Origin of the sequence: Pantoea sp. DY-15 (assembly GCF_019795935.1) — a bacterium.
In the GTDB taxonomy this organism is placed as follows: Bacteria; Pseudomonadota; Gammaproteobacteria; order Enterobacterales; family Enterobacteriaceae; genus Pantoea; species Pantoea leporis.
Map to the genome: position 1 here is coordinate 372,365 of NZ_JAIMIF010000003.1, position 15,457 is coordinate 387,821.

The window sequence follows — 15,457 nt, forward strand, 5'->3', positions numbered from 1 at the left end:
ACATGCTGGATTTATTTAGTGACGAAGCGCCGTGGCAGGAACCGCTAGCGGATGGCGCGGTGATTCTGCGACGTCGTGCCCGCGAACAGGCCGACGCGCTGCTGGCGGCGATTCACGATATCGCCGCGAAAAATCCCTTTGCCCATCGCATCACGCCCGGTGGCCATCGCATGTCGGTGGCGATGACCAACTGTGGTGATTTTGGCTGGTCCACCGATTCGCGCGGCTATCAATATACCGAGCAAGACAGCAACAGCGGACACCATTGGCCGCCGATGCCCGCGCTGTTCCGCGAGCTGGCGCAGCAAACTGCGCGCGAAGCGGGCTTTGCCAGTTTCAATCCTGATGCCTGCCTGATTAACCGCTATGAACCCGGCGCAAAACTGACGCTGCATCAGGATAAAGATGAGAAGGATCTGCGCCAGCCGATTGTGTCGGTTTCACTGGGATTGCCTGCGGTATTCCAGTTCGGCGGTTTCGAACGCGGCGACGCCACCCAGCGCGTGCTGCTGGAACATGGCGATATCGTGGTGTGGGGCGGGCCATCGCGCCTGCGTTATCACGGCATTCTGCCGCTCAAACCTGGCATTCATCCGCAGGCGGGCGCTTTCCGTTTCAACCTGACTTTCCGCCGCGCATTTTAGTTTTTGTTGTGGCGGCACAATTTATTCTTAATGTTAGTTAAGCCAGTGATGAGGGCGCTGGCCGGTGCCACTTTGGGCCGGCGGTCCTCGCGCCGCTTGCGCGGTGCCTTCACTTCGTTCGTCTGCCTGACGGACCGGCGGAGACGGGACATCCTTGTCCCGGCTCCGCCTTTCGCCCGCGTCCTGCGGGCTCTCCTGGCTTCCTCGCTTCGTTCAGCGCTGCGGAATGCCGGCCCAAAAGTGGCCCCGACCAGCTCCGAACCTTCATTGCGCGTTATTAAAAAGGGCACATTAGCAGAGGCGCTGGCGCGTCTGCTGTGGCAAAAGGGCCATTCGCAGCGCTGAGGCTTTTACGTTGGGCCAGGAGCCACGCGCATGGATGCGCGTGGCAGTTCGGGGCCGGCCAGGAAGGCCGATCCGCGAACGGTCCGTTGGCACAATGTGGAAGCCGAAGGTACCGCTTTAGCGGCGCGAGGACGGCCCTTGACGCAGCAGATGTGTCAGAGCCCGCACCAGCTTTAAATCGAAATATCTCCTTATCTGACAAGCATTGCGCAAGTTAATGCGCGATAAATCGCGCTGCTACAAACTAGCGGCAAGCAACACTGTGCTTAGGCAACTATAGGATGAGAATTATTCTTGCTATCAGCCAAGGCGACATTAAACTGCAGGCTGCTTTATTGACCGCTGGAACCCTTTGATGGCATTGCTGCAAGTCGTTTTTCGCCAGTACCGCTGGCCTTTTATTGGCGTCATTCTTCTCACGTTGTTAAGTGCCGTGCTCGGTATCGGCCTGATTGCCTATATCAATAATGAGCTGATCGTCGCGGTGAATACCTCGATTTCGGTGCTGCCGAGTTTCCTTGGGCAGCTGTTCCTATTGATGGCGGTGACGCTCGGCTCCCAGCTGGCGCTGACCATGCTCGGCCATCACTTTGTCTGGCGGCTGCGCGGCGAATTCATCAAACGGATCCTCGATACGCGCGTGGAGCGCATAGAACAGATCGGCAATGCCCAACTGCTGGCCGGTCTCACCAGCGATGTGCGTGCCATCACCATCGCCTTCGTGCGTTTACCCGAGCTGATTCAGGGCATCATTATTACGCTCGGTTCGGCGCTTTATCTCGCCTGGCTCTCGCCAAAAATGCTGTTGATCACCTGCCTGTGGCTGGTGGTGACGCTGGTTGGCGGCTGGTTGCTGGTATCACGCGTTTATCAGCACATGGCTAAGCTGCGTGAAATCGAAGATGACCTGTATCGCGATTTCCAGACCATTATCGAAGGGCGTAAAGAGCTGCAGCTTAACCGCGAACGTGCGCAGCTTATTTACGACAGCGTTTATCAGGAGAATGCCAAAAGCTATCGCCACCACATCGTGCGCGCCGATACCTTCCACCTCAGCGCGGTGAACTGGTCGAATATCATGATGCTCGGCGCGATTGGCATCGTGTTCTTTATGGCGAACGGGCTGGGCTGGGCAAATACGGCGGTGGCGGCAACTTATTCGCTGACGCTGCTGTTCCTGCGCACACCGCTGCTGGCGGCGGTCGGCGCCTTGCCAACGCTGCTCAGCGCGCAGGTGGCGTTTCGCAAGCTCAACAGGTTTGAACTGGCGCCCTATGAAGAAAAGTTCAAGGCGCTGCCAAAAGTCAGCGACTGGCAAACGCTGGAGCTGCGCGACGTCTGCTTCCACTACGGCGAGCACGGATTCCAGGTTGGGCCGATCAATTTGACGCTACGCCGCGGCGAGCTGGTGTTCCTGATTGGCGGCAACGGCAGCGGAAAATCGACGCTGGCGATGCTGCTCACCGGCCTCTATCAGCCGCAATCGGGCAGTTTGCTGCTGGATGGCAAGGTGGTGGATTGGCAAAACCTCGATGCGTATCGCAAACATTTCTCGGCGGTGTTTACCGACGTGCATCTGTTTGATCGCCTCATCGGCGATCAAGGGCAGCCAGCCAATCCTGCGCTGGTGCAGCAGTGGCTGGAGCGTCTGAAGATGCAGGACAAGCTCAAGCTGGAAGGCAACAGAGTGCTTAATCTGCAACTGTCGAAAGGGCAGAGCAAACGTCTGGCGCTGCTGCTGGCAGCCGCCGAAGAGCGCGATATTCTGTTGCTCGACGAATGGGCGGCGGATCAGGATCCGCATTTCCGTCGCATCTTCTATCGTGAGCTGCTGCCGTGGTTACAGGAATCGGGTAAAACGGTGTTCGCTATTAGTCATGACGATCACTACTTTATTCACGCCGATCGCTTGCTGGAGATGCGCGAAGGTCAACTGAGTGAGTTAACCGGTAATGAACGCGAGATGGCAACGCTGGATGCGGTGCAACGCACCGATACCGGCCATTAACGCCAGCCGGGAAAGCTTAGCGAAAACCCTTATTGGGCAAGAAGTTGCGGAGTGAGTAAAGTCACTCCCAGCAGAAATCCTCGTTTCTGCGTCCCTGGAACACTTTTCTGTCGTCTTGTGTTGTCACCGGCTCGGGTTTATTTCTGAGCCGGTTTTTTATTTTGTCGGAAGCGGATGCGTCAGCAACGTAATCACGCGATCTCCAGTCAGCCAGAAACGCGCCTGCAGCAACGCTTTGGTGGTGAAATACGCATCAAAATCCTGACACAACCGCAGCGTTGCGCGGCCTTGCTGCACGTCCAGTTCCAGCACTTCCGCCTGAAGAAAATCCATTGGCTGATGCAATTGCGGCCACAGCGCTTTGTATACACTCTCTTTCAATGAAAACAGCAGCGTAGCGGCCTGGGCAAAGGGCAGAGGCCGCGCCAGCAGGCGCTGTTTTTCCGCCGCGCTCATCAACATCCCAGCGGTTTCATCGGCGGTTTCCTCCGCCATAATCTGCTCAACATCCACACCCACGCACAGTGGCTCGCGCGTCGCAGCCATCACCGCAACGCTGTGCGTATGCGACAGCGACGCCTGAATGCCGGCGGGCCACAACGGTGAACGATCGGGCGCATTACACAACACAAAATGCGCTAAACCGAAGTGCGCGAAATTTTGCTGCACCAGCCAGCGACTCGCCAGATGCTCGGCTTTGCGTTTGGTCACCGCGCTCTGTAGCGACGCGGGCAGCGGCAGCTGCCACGCCTGATGCAGCTCAGCATGCCAATGTTGTTGATCGAATTCGCACCAGGCGATCGGTAATGTATCCAGCGACATGCCAGCAGCGCGGATAAACGGGGAAGAGGGCAGAGCAAGCGACGTTTGAGAGGCGAACATAAAAAATCACGGCTGACGGAAAACGTAGTTTTACCAGCCAGCCGGATGGAGAGCAAGCCAAAGGGGCTCGCCTACTTTTAGTTGTTTGGCGGAATCGCCATGCCTTTAATCTGCACTACGAAGTGCTGATGGCCTTTGGTGATGCGCGCACCGCGATCGCACCAGCGCGAGGCGAGACGGAAGAAATCGTCGCTGCCGATATCGTAAGCCAGTTCAACTTTATTGATACCCGAGTGCAGGAGTTCTTCCGCATCCTGCAGGTTTTTTGCTTTGATGACCATAATGGTTTCCATCGAAAAAACAAGAGCCCTAAGAGTAAGAGAAGTCTGTGACAGTTTTGTTTCAATTTGATGAAGCGCTGTAACATTTATCCAGAAATGTGATCTGGCTCGGGTTGAGTTGCTTTCGGTAAGTTACTGATTAAAAGCCAATAATCAGCATTTCTTTGGCGATAATCTGAGAATGCTTTATTGCATGGAAAACATATGAAATCGCCAGACTTTATATTCTGCCTTTACTTCCAACACATATGAATTACCATATGTAATAGATTTTTACTGGAACCTGGCCCAATGCTCCCTGTTCAACTTTTCAAACTGCTTGCCGACGAAACGCGTACGACCATCGTTTTATTATTACGAGAGGCCGGAGAGTTGTGTGTCTGCGATCTCTGCACCGTTACCCAACAATCACAGCCAAAGATTTCACGCCACATTGCCTTGCTGCGCGATGCTGAGCTGATTCTGGATCGACGTGAAGGCAAGTGGATACACTATCGCCTTTCTCCGCATATGCCGGCCTGGGCTGCATCGATTATCGATACGGCCTGGAATAGCCAGCGTGAGGAAGTGCGTGAGTCGCTGAAGAACGCCGCTGCTACGGGTTGTGAATAATCATTAAACACATTCGATTATTCGAATGCATTGGAGGCGTGATGTTTCTGGCTGGCGCAATATTTGTTTTGACCATCGTGTTTGTCATCTGGCAGCCGCGCGGCCTGAGCATTGGCTGGACGGCAACGATAGGGGCTTTACTGGCGCTGGTGACCGGCGTTATCCAGTTAAACGATATTCCCGCGGTGTGGCATATCGTCTGGAATGCGACAGCGGCTTTTATCGCCGTCATTATCATCAGCCTGTTGCTGGACGAATCCGGTTTTTTTGAGTGGTGCGCTTTGCACGTAGCGCGCTGGGGAAGTGGGCGAGGGCGGCTGCTTTTCACCTATATCGTGTTGCTCGGTGCATGCGTTGCCGCGCTTTTCGCCAATGATGGTGCGGCTCTGATATTGACGCCGATCGTTATCGCGATGCTGCTGGCACTGGGCTTTAGTAAAGGTGCAACCCTGGCTTTTGTCATGGCAGCAGGATTTATCGCCGATACCGCGAGTTTGCCGCTGATCGTATCCAATCTGGTTAACATCGTTTCTGCTGATTTCTTCAAATTGGGATTCAACGCTTACGCGGCGGTGATGGTTCCGGTTGATATTGCCGCTATTATCACCACGCTAATAGTGCTGCACCTTTTCTTTCGCAAAGACATTCCCGCCAGCTATGAGGTTTCACGCCTCAAACTACCAGCTGAAGCCCTAAAAGATCCCGCTACCTTTAAAGCCGGTTGGCTGGTGCTGTTATTGCTATTGGTGGGATTTTTCCTGCTGGAGCCGCTGGGCATTCCAGTCAGTGCTATCGCCGCACTGGGCGCGTTAATTCTGTTTATCGTTGCCAAAAGAGGTCAGGCGATTAATACCGGTAAAGTGTTACGCGGCGCGCCCTGGCAGATCGTGATTTTTTCCCTTGGCATGTATCTGGTGGTTTATGGCCTTAAAAATGCCGGGCTGACGCAACATCTTACTGACTTACTCAACCTCTTTGCCAGCCACGGTTTATGGGCCGCTACCCTGGGGACCGGTTTGGTGACGGCGCTGCTTTCTTCAGTAATGAATAATATGCCAACGGTGCTGATTGGTGCGCTGTCGATTGATGCCAGCACCGCGCAGGGCGTGATAAAGGAAGCGATGATTTATGCCAATGTTATTGGTTGCGACCTGGGACCAAAAATTACGCCGATTGGTAGTCTTGCCACCTTGTTATGGCTGCACGTACTCGACCAGAAGAATATCAACATCAGCTGGGGTTATTACTTCCGCGTGGGTGTCGTGATGACGTTGCCCGTGCTGCTGGTCACCCTGAGCGCGCTGGCCCTGCGCCTAACGTTGTCCCATTAAGATGAGAAAACCATGACTGACATCACCATCTACCATAATCCTGCCTGCGGCACATCGCGCAACACGCTGGCGTTAATTCGCAATAGCGGCGTTGAGCCGACCATTATTCTCTATCTTGAGACGCCGCCAAATCGTGAGCAGCTTAAGGCGTTGATTGGCGCAATGGGGATCAGTGTGCGCTCTTTATTACGCAAAAATGTCGAACCTTACGAACAATTGGGGTTGGCTGAAGAGAGTTTTAGTGATGAGCAACTCATCGAGGCGATGTTGAATTATCCCATCCTGATTAACCGCCCGATTGTTGTCTCCCCGCTGGGAACGCGTTTGTGCCGGCCTTCAGAAGCCGTGCTCGATATTCTTACCGATGCGCAGCAGGGCGCATTCAGTAAGGAGGATGGTGAGAAGGTGATAGATCAGCAAAGAAATCGAATCGTTTAGACCGAATTAGAAACAATAAAAAAGCAGCCATTAAGGCTGCTTTTTTTGGCTTTTGGTCGGCACGAGAGGATTTGAACCTTCGACCTCGGACACCTCATATGCTTTGGGCGTTTCCATCAACTAGCCAGGGTGGCAAAGTGAGTAAGGATGATGGGAATGTTTCTATAGTAGAGATATTAGTGTGATTAAGATCAAATTTCCGACAATTGAGAAGTGTATAAATACGTCAACTTATTATTTGCTACGAATAAACCGAGCTCTGACGAGCTTTTCAATTCGGAAATTAACAAATGAAAAATACTATGCTTGCTTTACTGGTAATGAGTTCATTTTCTACCGTGGCTGCAACTGTAGCGCAAGGTGAAGAGGCTGTATCTCATGCAGGCCGTATGATGGATGCTGCTAACGCTCGTGTAGATGCTGCTGCTTCTTCTTATGGAACAGGTACGCCAGATTCATGGGCTAATGCTTCTGATAGTGCAGCAAGAGAACAGGCTAACGCTCATGCACAAATGAACGGGGCAATCAGTACGCTAGCTAGTTCTGTTGCTACTCAGGCTGGCCCTATGGCTACGCCTCAGAAAACACCACAAACCACACCAACAACTAACACACCTCAAGCAACACCACATAAAACACCATCTTACAGTGTGCCTACTCCTACAGCACAGTTAACGTCTCAGATCGCACCTACTGAACAGTTAACTCCTTCCTACAGTGTTCCGACTGTTAAGCAACAGCTCACCCCGCAAGCCGTACCAACCAAACAACCTAAGATTACCGGTGCTTCTTACCGTGCCTATGTTAATCAGCTTGAGCAAGCACAAACAATAAACGTAGCTGTTAGCAGCCTGAAACCTTCAACACTGGTTAACGTCACTGTGAACGGGATAACTAAAACTATAACGGCTGGAGTTATTGCGGCTGTTAATCCATCCGTACAAGTATCAGTCCCACACGTTCCCGCGTTTCAGGTTAATAGGGGCAAAGGTTCCAAAAATGATAAGGCTTCATCACATTCTTTTGGCGGTAGCGGTAATGGTGCTAATAATGCTGCTAACACTAATAGCGCTCACGGCTTAGGCGGTGGGCCGCATATTGGTGGCGGTTCAGCGATGGGCGGTGGATTCCACGGTAACTGGTAAGCGAGAAAATTCAGATATGAAAAAGGGATTATCCCGCAAGATAATCCCTTTTCCGAAGTGATTTGGTCGGCACGAGAGGATTTGAACCTCCGACCCCGGACACCCCATGACCGTGCGCTACCAGGCTGCGCTACGTGCCGAACGTGGAAGAATATTACTGTTTCTACACACGATTGCAATATGAGCAGCATTTAACTGCCTCATAATTAATCAGTTTGCGACGAATCGCTTCTCTTCCGTCAATACCTGCAGCAGCAACGCCAGCTGCGGTTTATGATCTTTCAGCTTGTGACCCTGCGCATCGTAAGCGCTGTAGCTGCCGTTGTTATTCAGCACTAGCGTCACGGTTGGCGTGGTCACCACCAGTTTGCCATCTTCGCTGCTCGCCACCCAATCGTGGCTGCGTTGCGCGGCAAACAGATCTTCACCCTGCGAGAAATTGGCGGGGTTGGTGCGCACGTGCAGCAGACGCTGCATCAGCGTGGTCATCACATCCTGCTGATCGGTCAGGCGATCGATGGTTTGCGCTGGCGTATTCGGCCAATGCACCACCAGCGGCACCTGTAACGTCGCACGATTGCCTGGATTGTCATCGTTGCTATCCAGATTGACCGCACGCTGCGCCGTGATCACCACCACGGTATTTTTCAGCAAATCGCGATCCTGCAAGGTTTGCAGCACCGCATTAATCTGCTCATCGACACTGCTTGCCTGACGCGTATAGTTGCGCTGGCGTGCCTTCAGGTTGTCGCCATTAACCGTGACACCGTTCAGAGCAATCCACGAGAACCACGGCGCGCTGTTAGATCTCTGGCCGTTGAGCCAGTTTTGCCACTGCGTCACCGTGGTGCTATTCGGCTGGGTATCGGCCTGCGGCAGCGAGTAATCGGCTAACAAAGCCTGACGATACAGCGGTTGGCTGAAGCCGTCCGATGAGAACAAGCCAAACTGATAGCCTTGCGCGTTCAGCGCATTCAGCAGCACGGAAGGCGTACGCGACGCTAACACGCCATCCATATAGCTGGAAGAGATGCCGTAGAACAGGCCAAATAACCCTTTTTCCGGCTGTAGCCCCGCGCTGAAATGCTGGGTGAAGCGCACGTTCTCACTGGCGAATTGATGAAGCGACGGCAGCGCTTTTTCCACCGTGGCGTTGTTCAGACCATCAACGGTTAGCACCAGCAGATTGTGGCGCGTACCACCATCACGGAAAGTAATATCACTCAGCGGATACTGCACTGACAACGCTTCCGGATCGCCCTGTTGCACCAGACGGCGCTGATACTCTTGCGCATCTAGCAAACCGTGACGCTCAAGGAAGCGACGCGCGGTCATCGGATAGGAGAGCGGCAGATTGGCACGCTGCATGGTAATCGGGCGATAGAAATTGGCATCGGCCCAGATATAGAGCAGATGACTGGCGAAGAAGGCGCTGATAAACAGCGCAGCCAGCGGTTTACCGAACGAGCGTCGATTAAGGCTGCGCAGCTTTTGCCAGCTCCAGGTCGCGAACAGCATCTCGACGAGGAAAATCAGTGGCACGCTGATAAACATCAGCTGCCAGTCGCGCGCCATCTCGCTTTGATCAGGGTTGATCACCAACTCCCATACCACCGGATTGAGGTGCAAGTGGAAGCGGCTGAATACGGCGCTGTCGACCATTATCAGCGTCAGCCCGGCGGTGGCGATAATCGCCGACAGCACCCTGAGCAATCGCTGTGACATCACCACAAAGGTGAGCGGGAAAATGATCAGCAGATAGGCCGCGAAGACAATAAAACTGAAATGACCGATCCAGCTGGTAAAGGCATAGATACGTCCCGCGAGCGACGCGGGCCAGTCGGCGACCAACAGGTAGCGGCTGCCTAATATAAACGCGAAGATAATATTAAACAGGGCAAACCAATGCCCCCAGCTGATCATCTGGGAGACTTTTTCGCGGTAGCGCTGCCGGTTGGTTACCATATTATGAGGTCAAATCTGCATATTAATGAGCGTTATCGTCGCGTACGGATGACTGCAACGCATCCGCGAAAGATCGTGCCAGAGTGCGGCGTTGAGCCGGTGAAACGCTGGTATTGATCAAGTTAGTTACCATGTTACCCAATACCATCAGGGAAAGGTCGGTTGGCGCTTTGTCTTTTTCAAGAATCTGCGCCATCTCTGCGAGGAGCTTTTCCACGCGTTCGTCACTGTAACGGGATGATTGTGGCATATCGTCGTCTAATCAAGGGTGAAAAGGCGGTATATTACCGTAACAACGCACTTTTTTCCGCAATTTTATCGCAAGCAGAGCGATCAGTTTGTGCTGGTAGTTGAAAGCGGCTGCGGGCGGTGTTTGAATACGCGCCTGAGCTAAAAGGAGAGTCTACCATGAGTCTGGATATCGACCAGATTGCCCTGCATCAGTTAGTTAAACGTGATGAAAACCAGCTGGAACTGGTACTGCGCGACACTTTGCTGCCTGCGACCCGCGCGGTTGAAGAGATGGCAGAAGAGCTGCACCGGGTTTATAGCGCCAAAAGCAAAGCTTACGGCCTGTTTAACGAAGATAGCGAACTGGCCGATGCGTTGCGTAACTGCCGCAAAGGGGAAGATGACTTTCTGGCGTTTAGCCGTGCGGCGACCGGACGTCTGCGCGATGAGCTGAGCAAATATCCGTTTGCGGAAGGCGGCGTGGTGCTGTTCCTGCACTATCGCTATCTGGCCGTCGAATATTTGCTGATTGCGGTTCTCAACAGCCAGTCGAGCATGCGCGTCAACGAGCAGCTGGATATCAGCAGCACCCATTATCTCGATATCAATCATGCGGATATTGTGGCGCGTATCGATCTCACCGAGTGGGAAACCAATCCGGAATCTACCCGTTATCTGACTTTCCTGCGCGGTCGCGTGGGACGTAAAGTAGCGGATTTCTTTATGGATTTTCTCGGTGCCAGCGTTGGTTTAGACACCAAAGCGCAAAACCGTGGATTGCTGCAAGCGGTGGATGATTATTGCGCCGAATCGGATCTCGATAAAAACGAGCGCCAGAACTATCGTCAGCAGGTTTACACGTACTGCAACGATCAGCTGCAGGCCGGTGAAGAGATTGCGTTGCACGATCTCTCCAGCGAATTACCGCCGCTGGGCGAAAAAACCTTCCAGGCGTTTACTCAGGAGCAGGGTTACGAACTGGAAGAGACCTTCCCAGCGGATCGCAGCACCTTGCGTCAATTGACCAAGTTCGCAGGTAGCGGCGGTGGCTTAACCCTGAACTTTGATGCCATGCTGCTTGGCGAGCGCATCTTCTGGGATCCCACTACTGACACGCTTACTATCAAAGGTACGCCACCGAATCTGCGCGATCAGTTGCAACGTCGTACCAGCAGTAAATAAAATAAGCCGGGTCACCAAAGTGCCCGGCTTTTTTATCAGAAAGAATAGTTTATTCCACTGCTGATGAGTGAATCGGTGCGGAACTTGCCACCAAAGCTGTGTTTTGCGCCAATATTCGCTGACCAGTTGTCGCTGATTTTCCCTTCGAAGCTCAGATGAGCCCGGTAACGATCGTCGTCCATCGCGGCATACACGCGTCGGCTGTGGCGATCCTCAAGGGTCAGTGAAGAGCCGGAGCTGCCCGGTGAAAACTGTTTTTCAACGGTTGCGCTGAATCGCACCCTTGGTAGCAGCGCACCGAGCCCCTGCTTGCTGACTTCAATACCCGGCGTGAGTCCCCACGGCATGGCTGAACTCAGAGTAATGCTGGCATCTCGGCTTTGCAGCGTATAACCCGGCATATGGCCTGCGCTGGCCTTCACGTAAGGCGACAGCGTGAACGACGTGTCCACCAGAGGAAAGGATTTACCCAGTTTTGCACTGCCGGCCAACATATGACTGGTTTTTGAGGTGCTTTCCACTCCCAATATCGGGTCAAGGTTGATGTCCTGACGCAGGTGCAGGTAGCTGGCAGCAAGATCCATAAACCATCCATTTTCGCTCATGCCGCTTGCATACAGACCCAGAGTACTCAGCTTATGGCTGACGCTGGCTTCATCCCGGGCATTTCCCAGGCTGTAACTGGCGGTGACGCCGTACAGCCAGGCATCCGCTTGCGTATCGGCACCGACCTCCAGCTTACTGTCTTTTAACGTTATGCTATCCATCCTGCCGCTATTCTGGCTAAGACTGGCCCATGCACCGCTGTCTTCATGGCTACCGCGCAGCAGCTGAGCGCGATCGGTCAGCATGCTGCTAATTTCACTGAACAGGTAGTGGCGCGAAGCGAGTAGGGCGCGAGTACTCTGCACCAGTGGCTGATTATCAATGACGTCAAACCAGTCTTCAGCAGTACCCGGTTTTGGCGTGATCTCTGGCTCAGGCTTCACTTCAGGCTCAGGCTTAATTTCGGGCTCAGGATTAATTTCGGGCTCAGGCTTAATTTCGGGTTCAGGCTCAGGGTTAGTTACCGGATCGGGTGGCAGCACCGGATCGGGCGTTTTGGCAATGATCCATTTCACGCGACCATTCTCTTCCACAACCTGATGATCGGCGGTATACAGCGAGAACCCGCGTTTAACCGCAGGTAGCGTGAAATAGTCATGCGCGGTACCGGCGGGTGCGTTTACCAACACGATCTCTTTTGCGATGCGATTGGGGAAGGTTTCGCCCAGCATAAAACCGAGATCGAGCGTGTTGCTGCCGCCCTGCGCGCTGGAACCAATGTATAAACTGTCGCTGATGGCGGATTGTGGCGCGATACCGAAACCAAGCTGCAGATTATTTGCCGTCAGATGTTCAACAGAGAGCAGCTTCGGCGTCCAAGCCATTTCATCTGCAGAAAGCAGGGAGATGATACCGCCTTTACCTGCATCCAGGCGGTGCACGCGGCTGTTACCGTTCATGTTCCAGAACGTCTCACTGCTCAGGGTCATTCGCGCTGAATGACTGTCGTTGATGTGGCCGTGATAATTGACCTTGCCAAGATGGAGCGCTGCGTTATCGCCCAGCGTGATGTTGCCTTCGACTGTACTGGCGGGTAGCACGCGTAGCTCATCATTGTTTCTGCGTGCGACAGTGCAACTGCTGGAACTTTTCAGTACGGTTGAAGTGCAGCGTAAAATTTGTTGCTCATCAGCAGCATCGGGATGGTAACCAAGAATAACCTGACTGTTGTCACCAGTCTGAATATCGGCTTTAACCTGCGCGTATTCACCCACCTGGAAGCGCGCGCCACTGGCGACCACTACGTTATTGGCGGAGAAAGAAGAGGCATACCAGTCATCGTCAATAATCAGGCCACCGGCATGAGGAACGGGCTGGCCGGAAAGCAATAATGTTCCGTTATCGACATTGATATTGCCGTCAATATCAACATTGCCGGTGAGTGCTAAATTATATTTTTCATCCACTGGAGAAAAGCGTAAATTAAATTTGTCACGTTTTTTATCCTGAGAAACTGAGCCAATGTCTCCACGAAAGACTAACTGATTCAACTGAGTCAGTCGATAATCTCTGGCCTCATTCAGGTCATAGCCCAGATACTTCCAGTCGGCATTGTCCTGCTGGTTGGTGGGGAAGTACCAGTATTTTTCTTTTTTTAACTGGAAGTATTCTGTACGAGCAGTACGAGAGTTATAGTATTGATAAATATCTCCAATATTACCCTTATCGACACTGCTCCAGGTATTGATTTTGATGTCGCTATTCGAAAAGCCTGTGAGCGTTAAATTAGCTAAAGAAGTCTGGTTTTGATTAATTAATGTTGCGCCACTGTCAGTGTGATTAATTCTTTTCATTGTCAGGCTGTTGCCATTCAAATCGAGATTTCCACCTCGGTATCCAAAGAAGATGTTATTCGCATCAACCTGATCGCTGCTGTTCATTACTACTGTTGGGCGACCACTGGTTATATAAAGGCGAGAAAACGCCTGACGATTGCCCTGCGCATCTTTTTGTTGATCGAGAATAACGGTGCCATCGCCGATATTCAGCCCCCCTTCATTGATGCCGTTTGCATTAATGTGCAGCACGCCACCGCCAATTTTATGCAGATCGTCATCTTTCAGGCCATTCACCTGCCATCGCACGGTTTTATCTTTATCGACTTCAACGCCGCCGCCCACCCAGGTGGCGTCAACATCAGCGGCAGATTTGAGCGTGTAATTATTAGAGAACTGCAGCTTACCTGCCCCTAGGTTGACGGCATCGGAGAGAATAATGTCGCCACCGTCACCGTTAAACCTTATATCCTTACTCGCGTCCAGTTCGGCATTACTGGCAGCCGCAGGGGCAAGATGACGATATTTTTTATCCAAGCCTTTCCAGCTCCATTGCTGGCTGCCTTGATCAATTGTTGTCGCATTCCATAAAATAGCACCGGCATTGTTACTGTCCTTAACATCAGGAGATGTATTAATAGCAACAATGCTTTCATAAAAACCATCTGGAATTAACGTACCGCCTGACTCACGAGAATAAGGATATGGGGCTTCACCATAACCACTTCCATAATGAACAGCGACAAGTTTCCACTGCTTATCTATTGAGTCGTAGCCATAGTAAGGGCTACCACTGTCGCCGGGTTGTCCGGTAATAGTAAGTGCTGTAGAAAGGGGGTTATCAGGTGATAACTGTGTAAAATAAAAATAATTTTTGGTAAATTCGACGAGTTTTGGGTCGATAGCACCACCTGCAAGCCATGAATAAGCGCCTGCGAGTTGTACAACATCCTTTTGATCATCGGTTACTTGAACCATTTTCCCTGCACCGGCTCGCGCATAAGCATTATAACGCGAAACATGGCCTTTTTTAAGCTCGCTATTTTCAATGAGATCAAGCGGTGAAGCTTCTGTAACAACTTTGTTTAATCGCGGCATCATGTAATCTTGATCGATGACATCTGGAATGGCATTACGACTAATACCAACATAGTGCCGAGAGTATTCGGAATTACCACCAAAAAATATACGATCTAAATCTGTGTTATGACGGACGCTAATAATATAAGAGGGAGCGTTTAAAGTAGCATATCCACCTCGAATGATGCCACCCAGATCAGGCATAGGAAAATTCAGATTACCCGATAAATCGCCATTTTTTTTATAAATTGGAATATTACTGATGCCAGGACGAAATTTGCCCATATTCTCAGCAAAATCGCGGTAATCTTGCACATTGGTATCATGGCGCATGACTCCCGCATACGAGGGGAGCGCAACAAGCAGCGCGCTGTAAAATAAAGCGGTGATTTTATTCATTTGAAGTCCTTAGGGGGCGTTTCCTTGAAAATGCTGAGCAAACCGCATTGTCCAGAAAGTCCTATGACTTCACCCTGAAGAATGGTCTTAAATACAATAAGAACGAGGCTGAGGAGGGAACAAGGTAATTACGTCGATAACGAAATCGGGTTGATTTTAGGCAAAATAAAAGGGCCGGTTTCGCAACCGGCCCTTCTACTTACAACTCATTTCGCGATTATGCGCGAACGAAGTCGATGTGGAACAGTTTTGGCTTGAACGGATGACGCTGTACCGCCTGAGCCTTAACTTTAACTTCTTTGCCATCAACCGCGATGGTCAGCACTTCGCTGTAGAACTCAGGTTTAACCTGTACATTCATCACTGCATCGTGGTCGAGTTCGATAGCAATTGGTGCTTCATTTCCGCCATAGATGATGGCTGGGAATTTGTTTGCTACACGCAGGCGGCGGCTCGCACCCTTACCCTGGTCTTTACGTACTTCAGCGTTAATAGTGAACATTTGATGTCTCTTCAATAGTTCCTGCTACAGG

At 51.9% G+C, this 15,457-nt stretch carries 13 protein-coding genes and 1 tRNA gene; 7 read left to right on the plus strand and 7 right to left on the minus strand.

The annotated features are described in order from the left end of the window. The first annotated feature begins 2 nt into the window (after positions 1-2). On the plus strand, positions 3-644 hold the full coding sequence (gene alkB, locus K5Y32_RS14335; protein WP_222184674.1) for a DNA oxidative demethylase AlkB: 642 nt from the start codon (positions 3-5) through the stop codon (positions 642-644). Between the two features lie 700 nt (positions 645-1,344). Then, entirely contained in the window at positions 1,345-2,997 is a 1,653-nt protein-coding gene (locus tag K5Y32_RS14340) for a multidrug ABC transporter permease/ATP-binding protein (protein WP_222184676.1), read from the plus strand. 156 nt (positions 2,998-3,153) lie between these two features. On the opposite strand, the gene K5Y32_RS14345 is transcribed toward K5Y32_RS14340, so the two are convergent. Both K5Y32_RS14345 and K5Y32_RS14350 read right to left on the minus strand, forming a co-directional pair. Continuing rightward, complete coding sequence (locus K5Y32_RS14345; protein WP_222184678.1) at positions 3,154-3,879, minus strand: 4'-phosphopantetheinyl transferase; 726 nt, start codon at positions 3,877-3,879, stop codon at positions 3,154-3,156. Positions 3,880-3,956: 77 nt separating this feature from the next. Next, positions 3,957-4,160: a hypothetical protein gene (locus K5Y32_RS14350; RefSeq protein WP_008105079.1), complete on the minus strand. Its 204-nt coding sequence runs from the start codon at positions 4,158-4,160 to the stop codon at positions 3,957-3,959. 291 nt (positions 4,161-4,451) lie between these two features. Between K5Y32_RS14350 and K5Y32_RS14355 the strand changes: the two genes are divergently transcribed. The 4 genes from K5Y32_RS14355 to K5Y32_RS14370 all read left to right on the plus strand — a co-directional run bounded on the left by K5Y32_RS14355 (position 4,452) and on the right by K5Y32_RS14370 (position 7,686). Continuing rightward, a complete protein-coding gene (locus K5Y32_RS14355) occupies positions 4,452-4,772 on the plus strand; it encodes a metalloregulator ArsR/SmtB family transcription factor (RefSeq protein WP_101763682.1) in 321 nt (106 codons plus the stop codon). Positions 4,773-4,813: 41 nt separating this feature from the next. Further along, complete coding sequence (locus K5Y32_RS14360; RefSeq protein WP_222184679.1) at positions 4,814-6,103, plus strand: arsenic transporter; 1,290 nt, start codon at positions 4,814-4,816, stop codon at positions 6,101-6,103. Between the two features lie 12 nt (positions 6,104-6,115). Next, positions 6,116-6,541: a glutaredoxin-dependent arsenate reductase gene (gene arsC, locus K5Y32_RS14365; RefSeq protein WP_222184681.1), complete on the plus strand. Its 426-nt coding sequence runs from the start codon at positions 6,116-6,118 to the stop codon at positions 6,539-6,541. A 290-nt stretch (positions 6,542-6,831) separates the two neighbouring features. Then, positions 6,832-7,686 (plus strand): hypothetical protein, encoded by an 855-nt coding sequence (locus K5Y32_RS14370; RefSeq protein ID WP_222184683.1) that lies wholly within the window; start codon positions 6,832-6,834, stop codon positions 7,684-7,686. A 63-nt stretch (positions 7,687-7,749) separates the two neighbouring features. On the opposite strand, the gene K5Y32_RS14375 is transcribed toward K5Y32_RS14370, so the two are convergent. The 3 genes from K5Y32_RS14375 to K5Y32_RS14385 all read right to left on the minus strand — a co-directional run bounded on the left by K5Y32_RS14375 (position 7,750) and on the right by K5Y32_RS14385 (position 9,901). Continuing rightward, positions 7,750-7,826 (minus strand) — tRNA-Pro (locus tag K5Y32_RS14375). A gap of 70 nt (positions 7,827-7,896) precedes the next feature. Further along, positions 7,897-9,651 carry an LPS biosynthesis-modulating metalloenzyme YejM gene (yejM, locus tag K5Y32_RS14380; protein WP_222184685.1) on the minus strand — a complete coding sequence of 585 codons (1,755 nt, stop codon included), beginning with the start codon at positions 9,649-9,651 and terminating at the stop codon, positions 7,897-7,899. Between the two features lie 22 nt (positions 9,652-9,673). Then, complete coding sequence (locus tag K5Y32_RS14385; RefSeq protein ID WP_036648480.1) at positions 9,674-9,901, minus strand: YejL family protein; 228 nt, start codon at positions 9,899-9,901, stop codon at positions 9,674-9,676. A 158-nt stretch (positions 9,902-10,059) separates the two neighbouring features. Here K5Y32_RS14385 and yejK point away from each other — a divergent pair, with 158 nt between their 5' ends. Then, positions 10,060-11,064 (plus strand): nucleoid-associated protein YejK, encoded by a 1,005-nt coding sequence (yejK, locus tag K5Y32_RS14390; RefSeq protein WP_222184687.1) that lies wholly within the window; start codon positions 10,060-10,062, stop codon positions 11,062-11,064. Between the two features lie 35 nt (positions 11,065-11,099). Here yejK and K5Y32_RS14395 read toward each other — a convergent pair whose 3' ends face one another. Both K5Y32_RS14395 and rplY read right to left on the minus strand, forming a co-directional pair. Next, entirely contained in the window at positions 11,100-14,924 is a 3,825-nt protein-coding gene (locus K5Y32_RS14395; RefSeq protein WP_222184689.1) for a S6 family peptidase, read from the minus strand. Between the two features lie 217 nt (positions 14,925-15,141). Beyond that, entirely contained in the window at positions 15,142-15,426 is a 285-nt protein-coding gene (rplY, locus tag K5Y32_RS14400; protein WP_101763688.1) for a 50S ribosomal protein L25, read from the minus strand. Positions 15,427-15,457 lie beyond the last annotated feature (31 nt).

Bases quoted from the DNA above. Each gene is read 5' to 3' on its own strand.
- alkB (WP_222184674.1), top strand. From the start codon at position 3: ATGCTGGATTTATTTAGTGACGAAGCGCCGTGGCAGGAACCGCTAGCG.
- K5Y32_RS14340 (WP_222184676.1), top strand. From the start codon at position 1,345: ATGGCATTGCTGCAAGTCGTTTTTCGCCAGTACCGCTGGCCTTTTATT.
- K5Y32_RS14345 (WP_222184678.1), bottom strand. From the start codon at position 3,879: ATGTTCGCCTCTCAAACGTCGCTTGCTCTGCCCTCTTCCCCGTTTATC.
- K5Y32_RS14350 (WP_008105079.1), bottom strand. From the start codon at position 4,160: ATGGTCATCAAAGCAAAAAACCTGCAGGATGCGGAAGAACTCCTGCAC.
- K5Y32_RS14355 (WP_101763682.1), top strand. From the start codon at position 4,452: ATGCTCCCTGTTCAACTTTTCAAACTGCTTGCCGACGAAACGCGTACG.
- K5Y32_RS14360 (WP_222184679.1), top strand. From the start codon at position 4,814: ATGTTTCTGGCTGGCGCAATATTTGTTTTGACCATCGTGTTTGTCATC.
- arsC (WP_222184681.1), top strand. From the start codon at position 6,116: ATGACTGACATCACCATCTACCATAATCCTGCCTGCGGCACATCGCGC.
- K5Y32_RS14370 (WP_222184683.1), top strand. From the start codon at position 6,832: ATGAAAAATACTATGCTTGCTTTACTGGTAATGAGTTCATTTTCTACC.
- yejM (WP_222184685.1), bottom strand. From the start codon at position 9,651: ATGGTAACCAACCGGCAGCGCTACCGCGAAAAAGTCTCCCAGATGATC.
- K5Y32_RS14385 (WP_036648480.1), bottom strand. From the start codon at position 9,901: ATGCCACAATCATCCCGTTACAGTGACGAACGCGTGGAAAAGCTCCTC.
- yejK (WP_222184687.1), top strand. From the start codon at position 10,060: ATGAGTCTGGATATCGACCAGATTGCCCTGCATCAGTTAGTTAAACGT.
- K5Y32_RS14395 (WP_222184689.1), bottom strand. From the start codon at position 14,924: ATGAATAAAATCACCGCTTTATTTTACAGCGCGCTGCTTGTTGCGCTC.
- rplY (WP_101763688.1), bottom strand. From the start codon at position 15,426: ATGTTCACTATTAACGCTGAAGTACGTAAAGACCAGGGTAAGGGTGCG.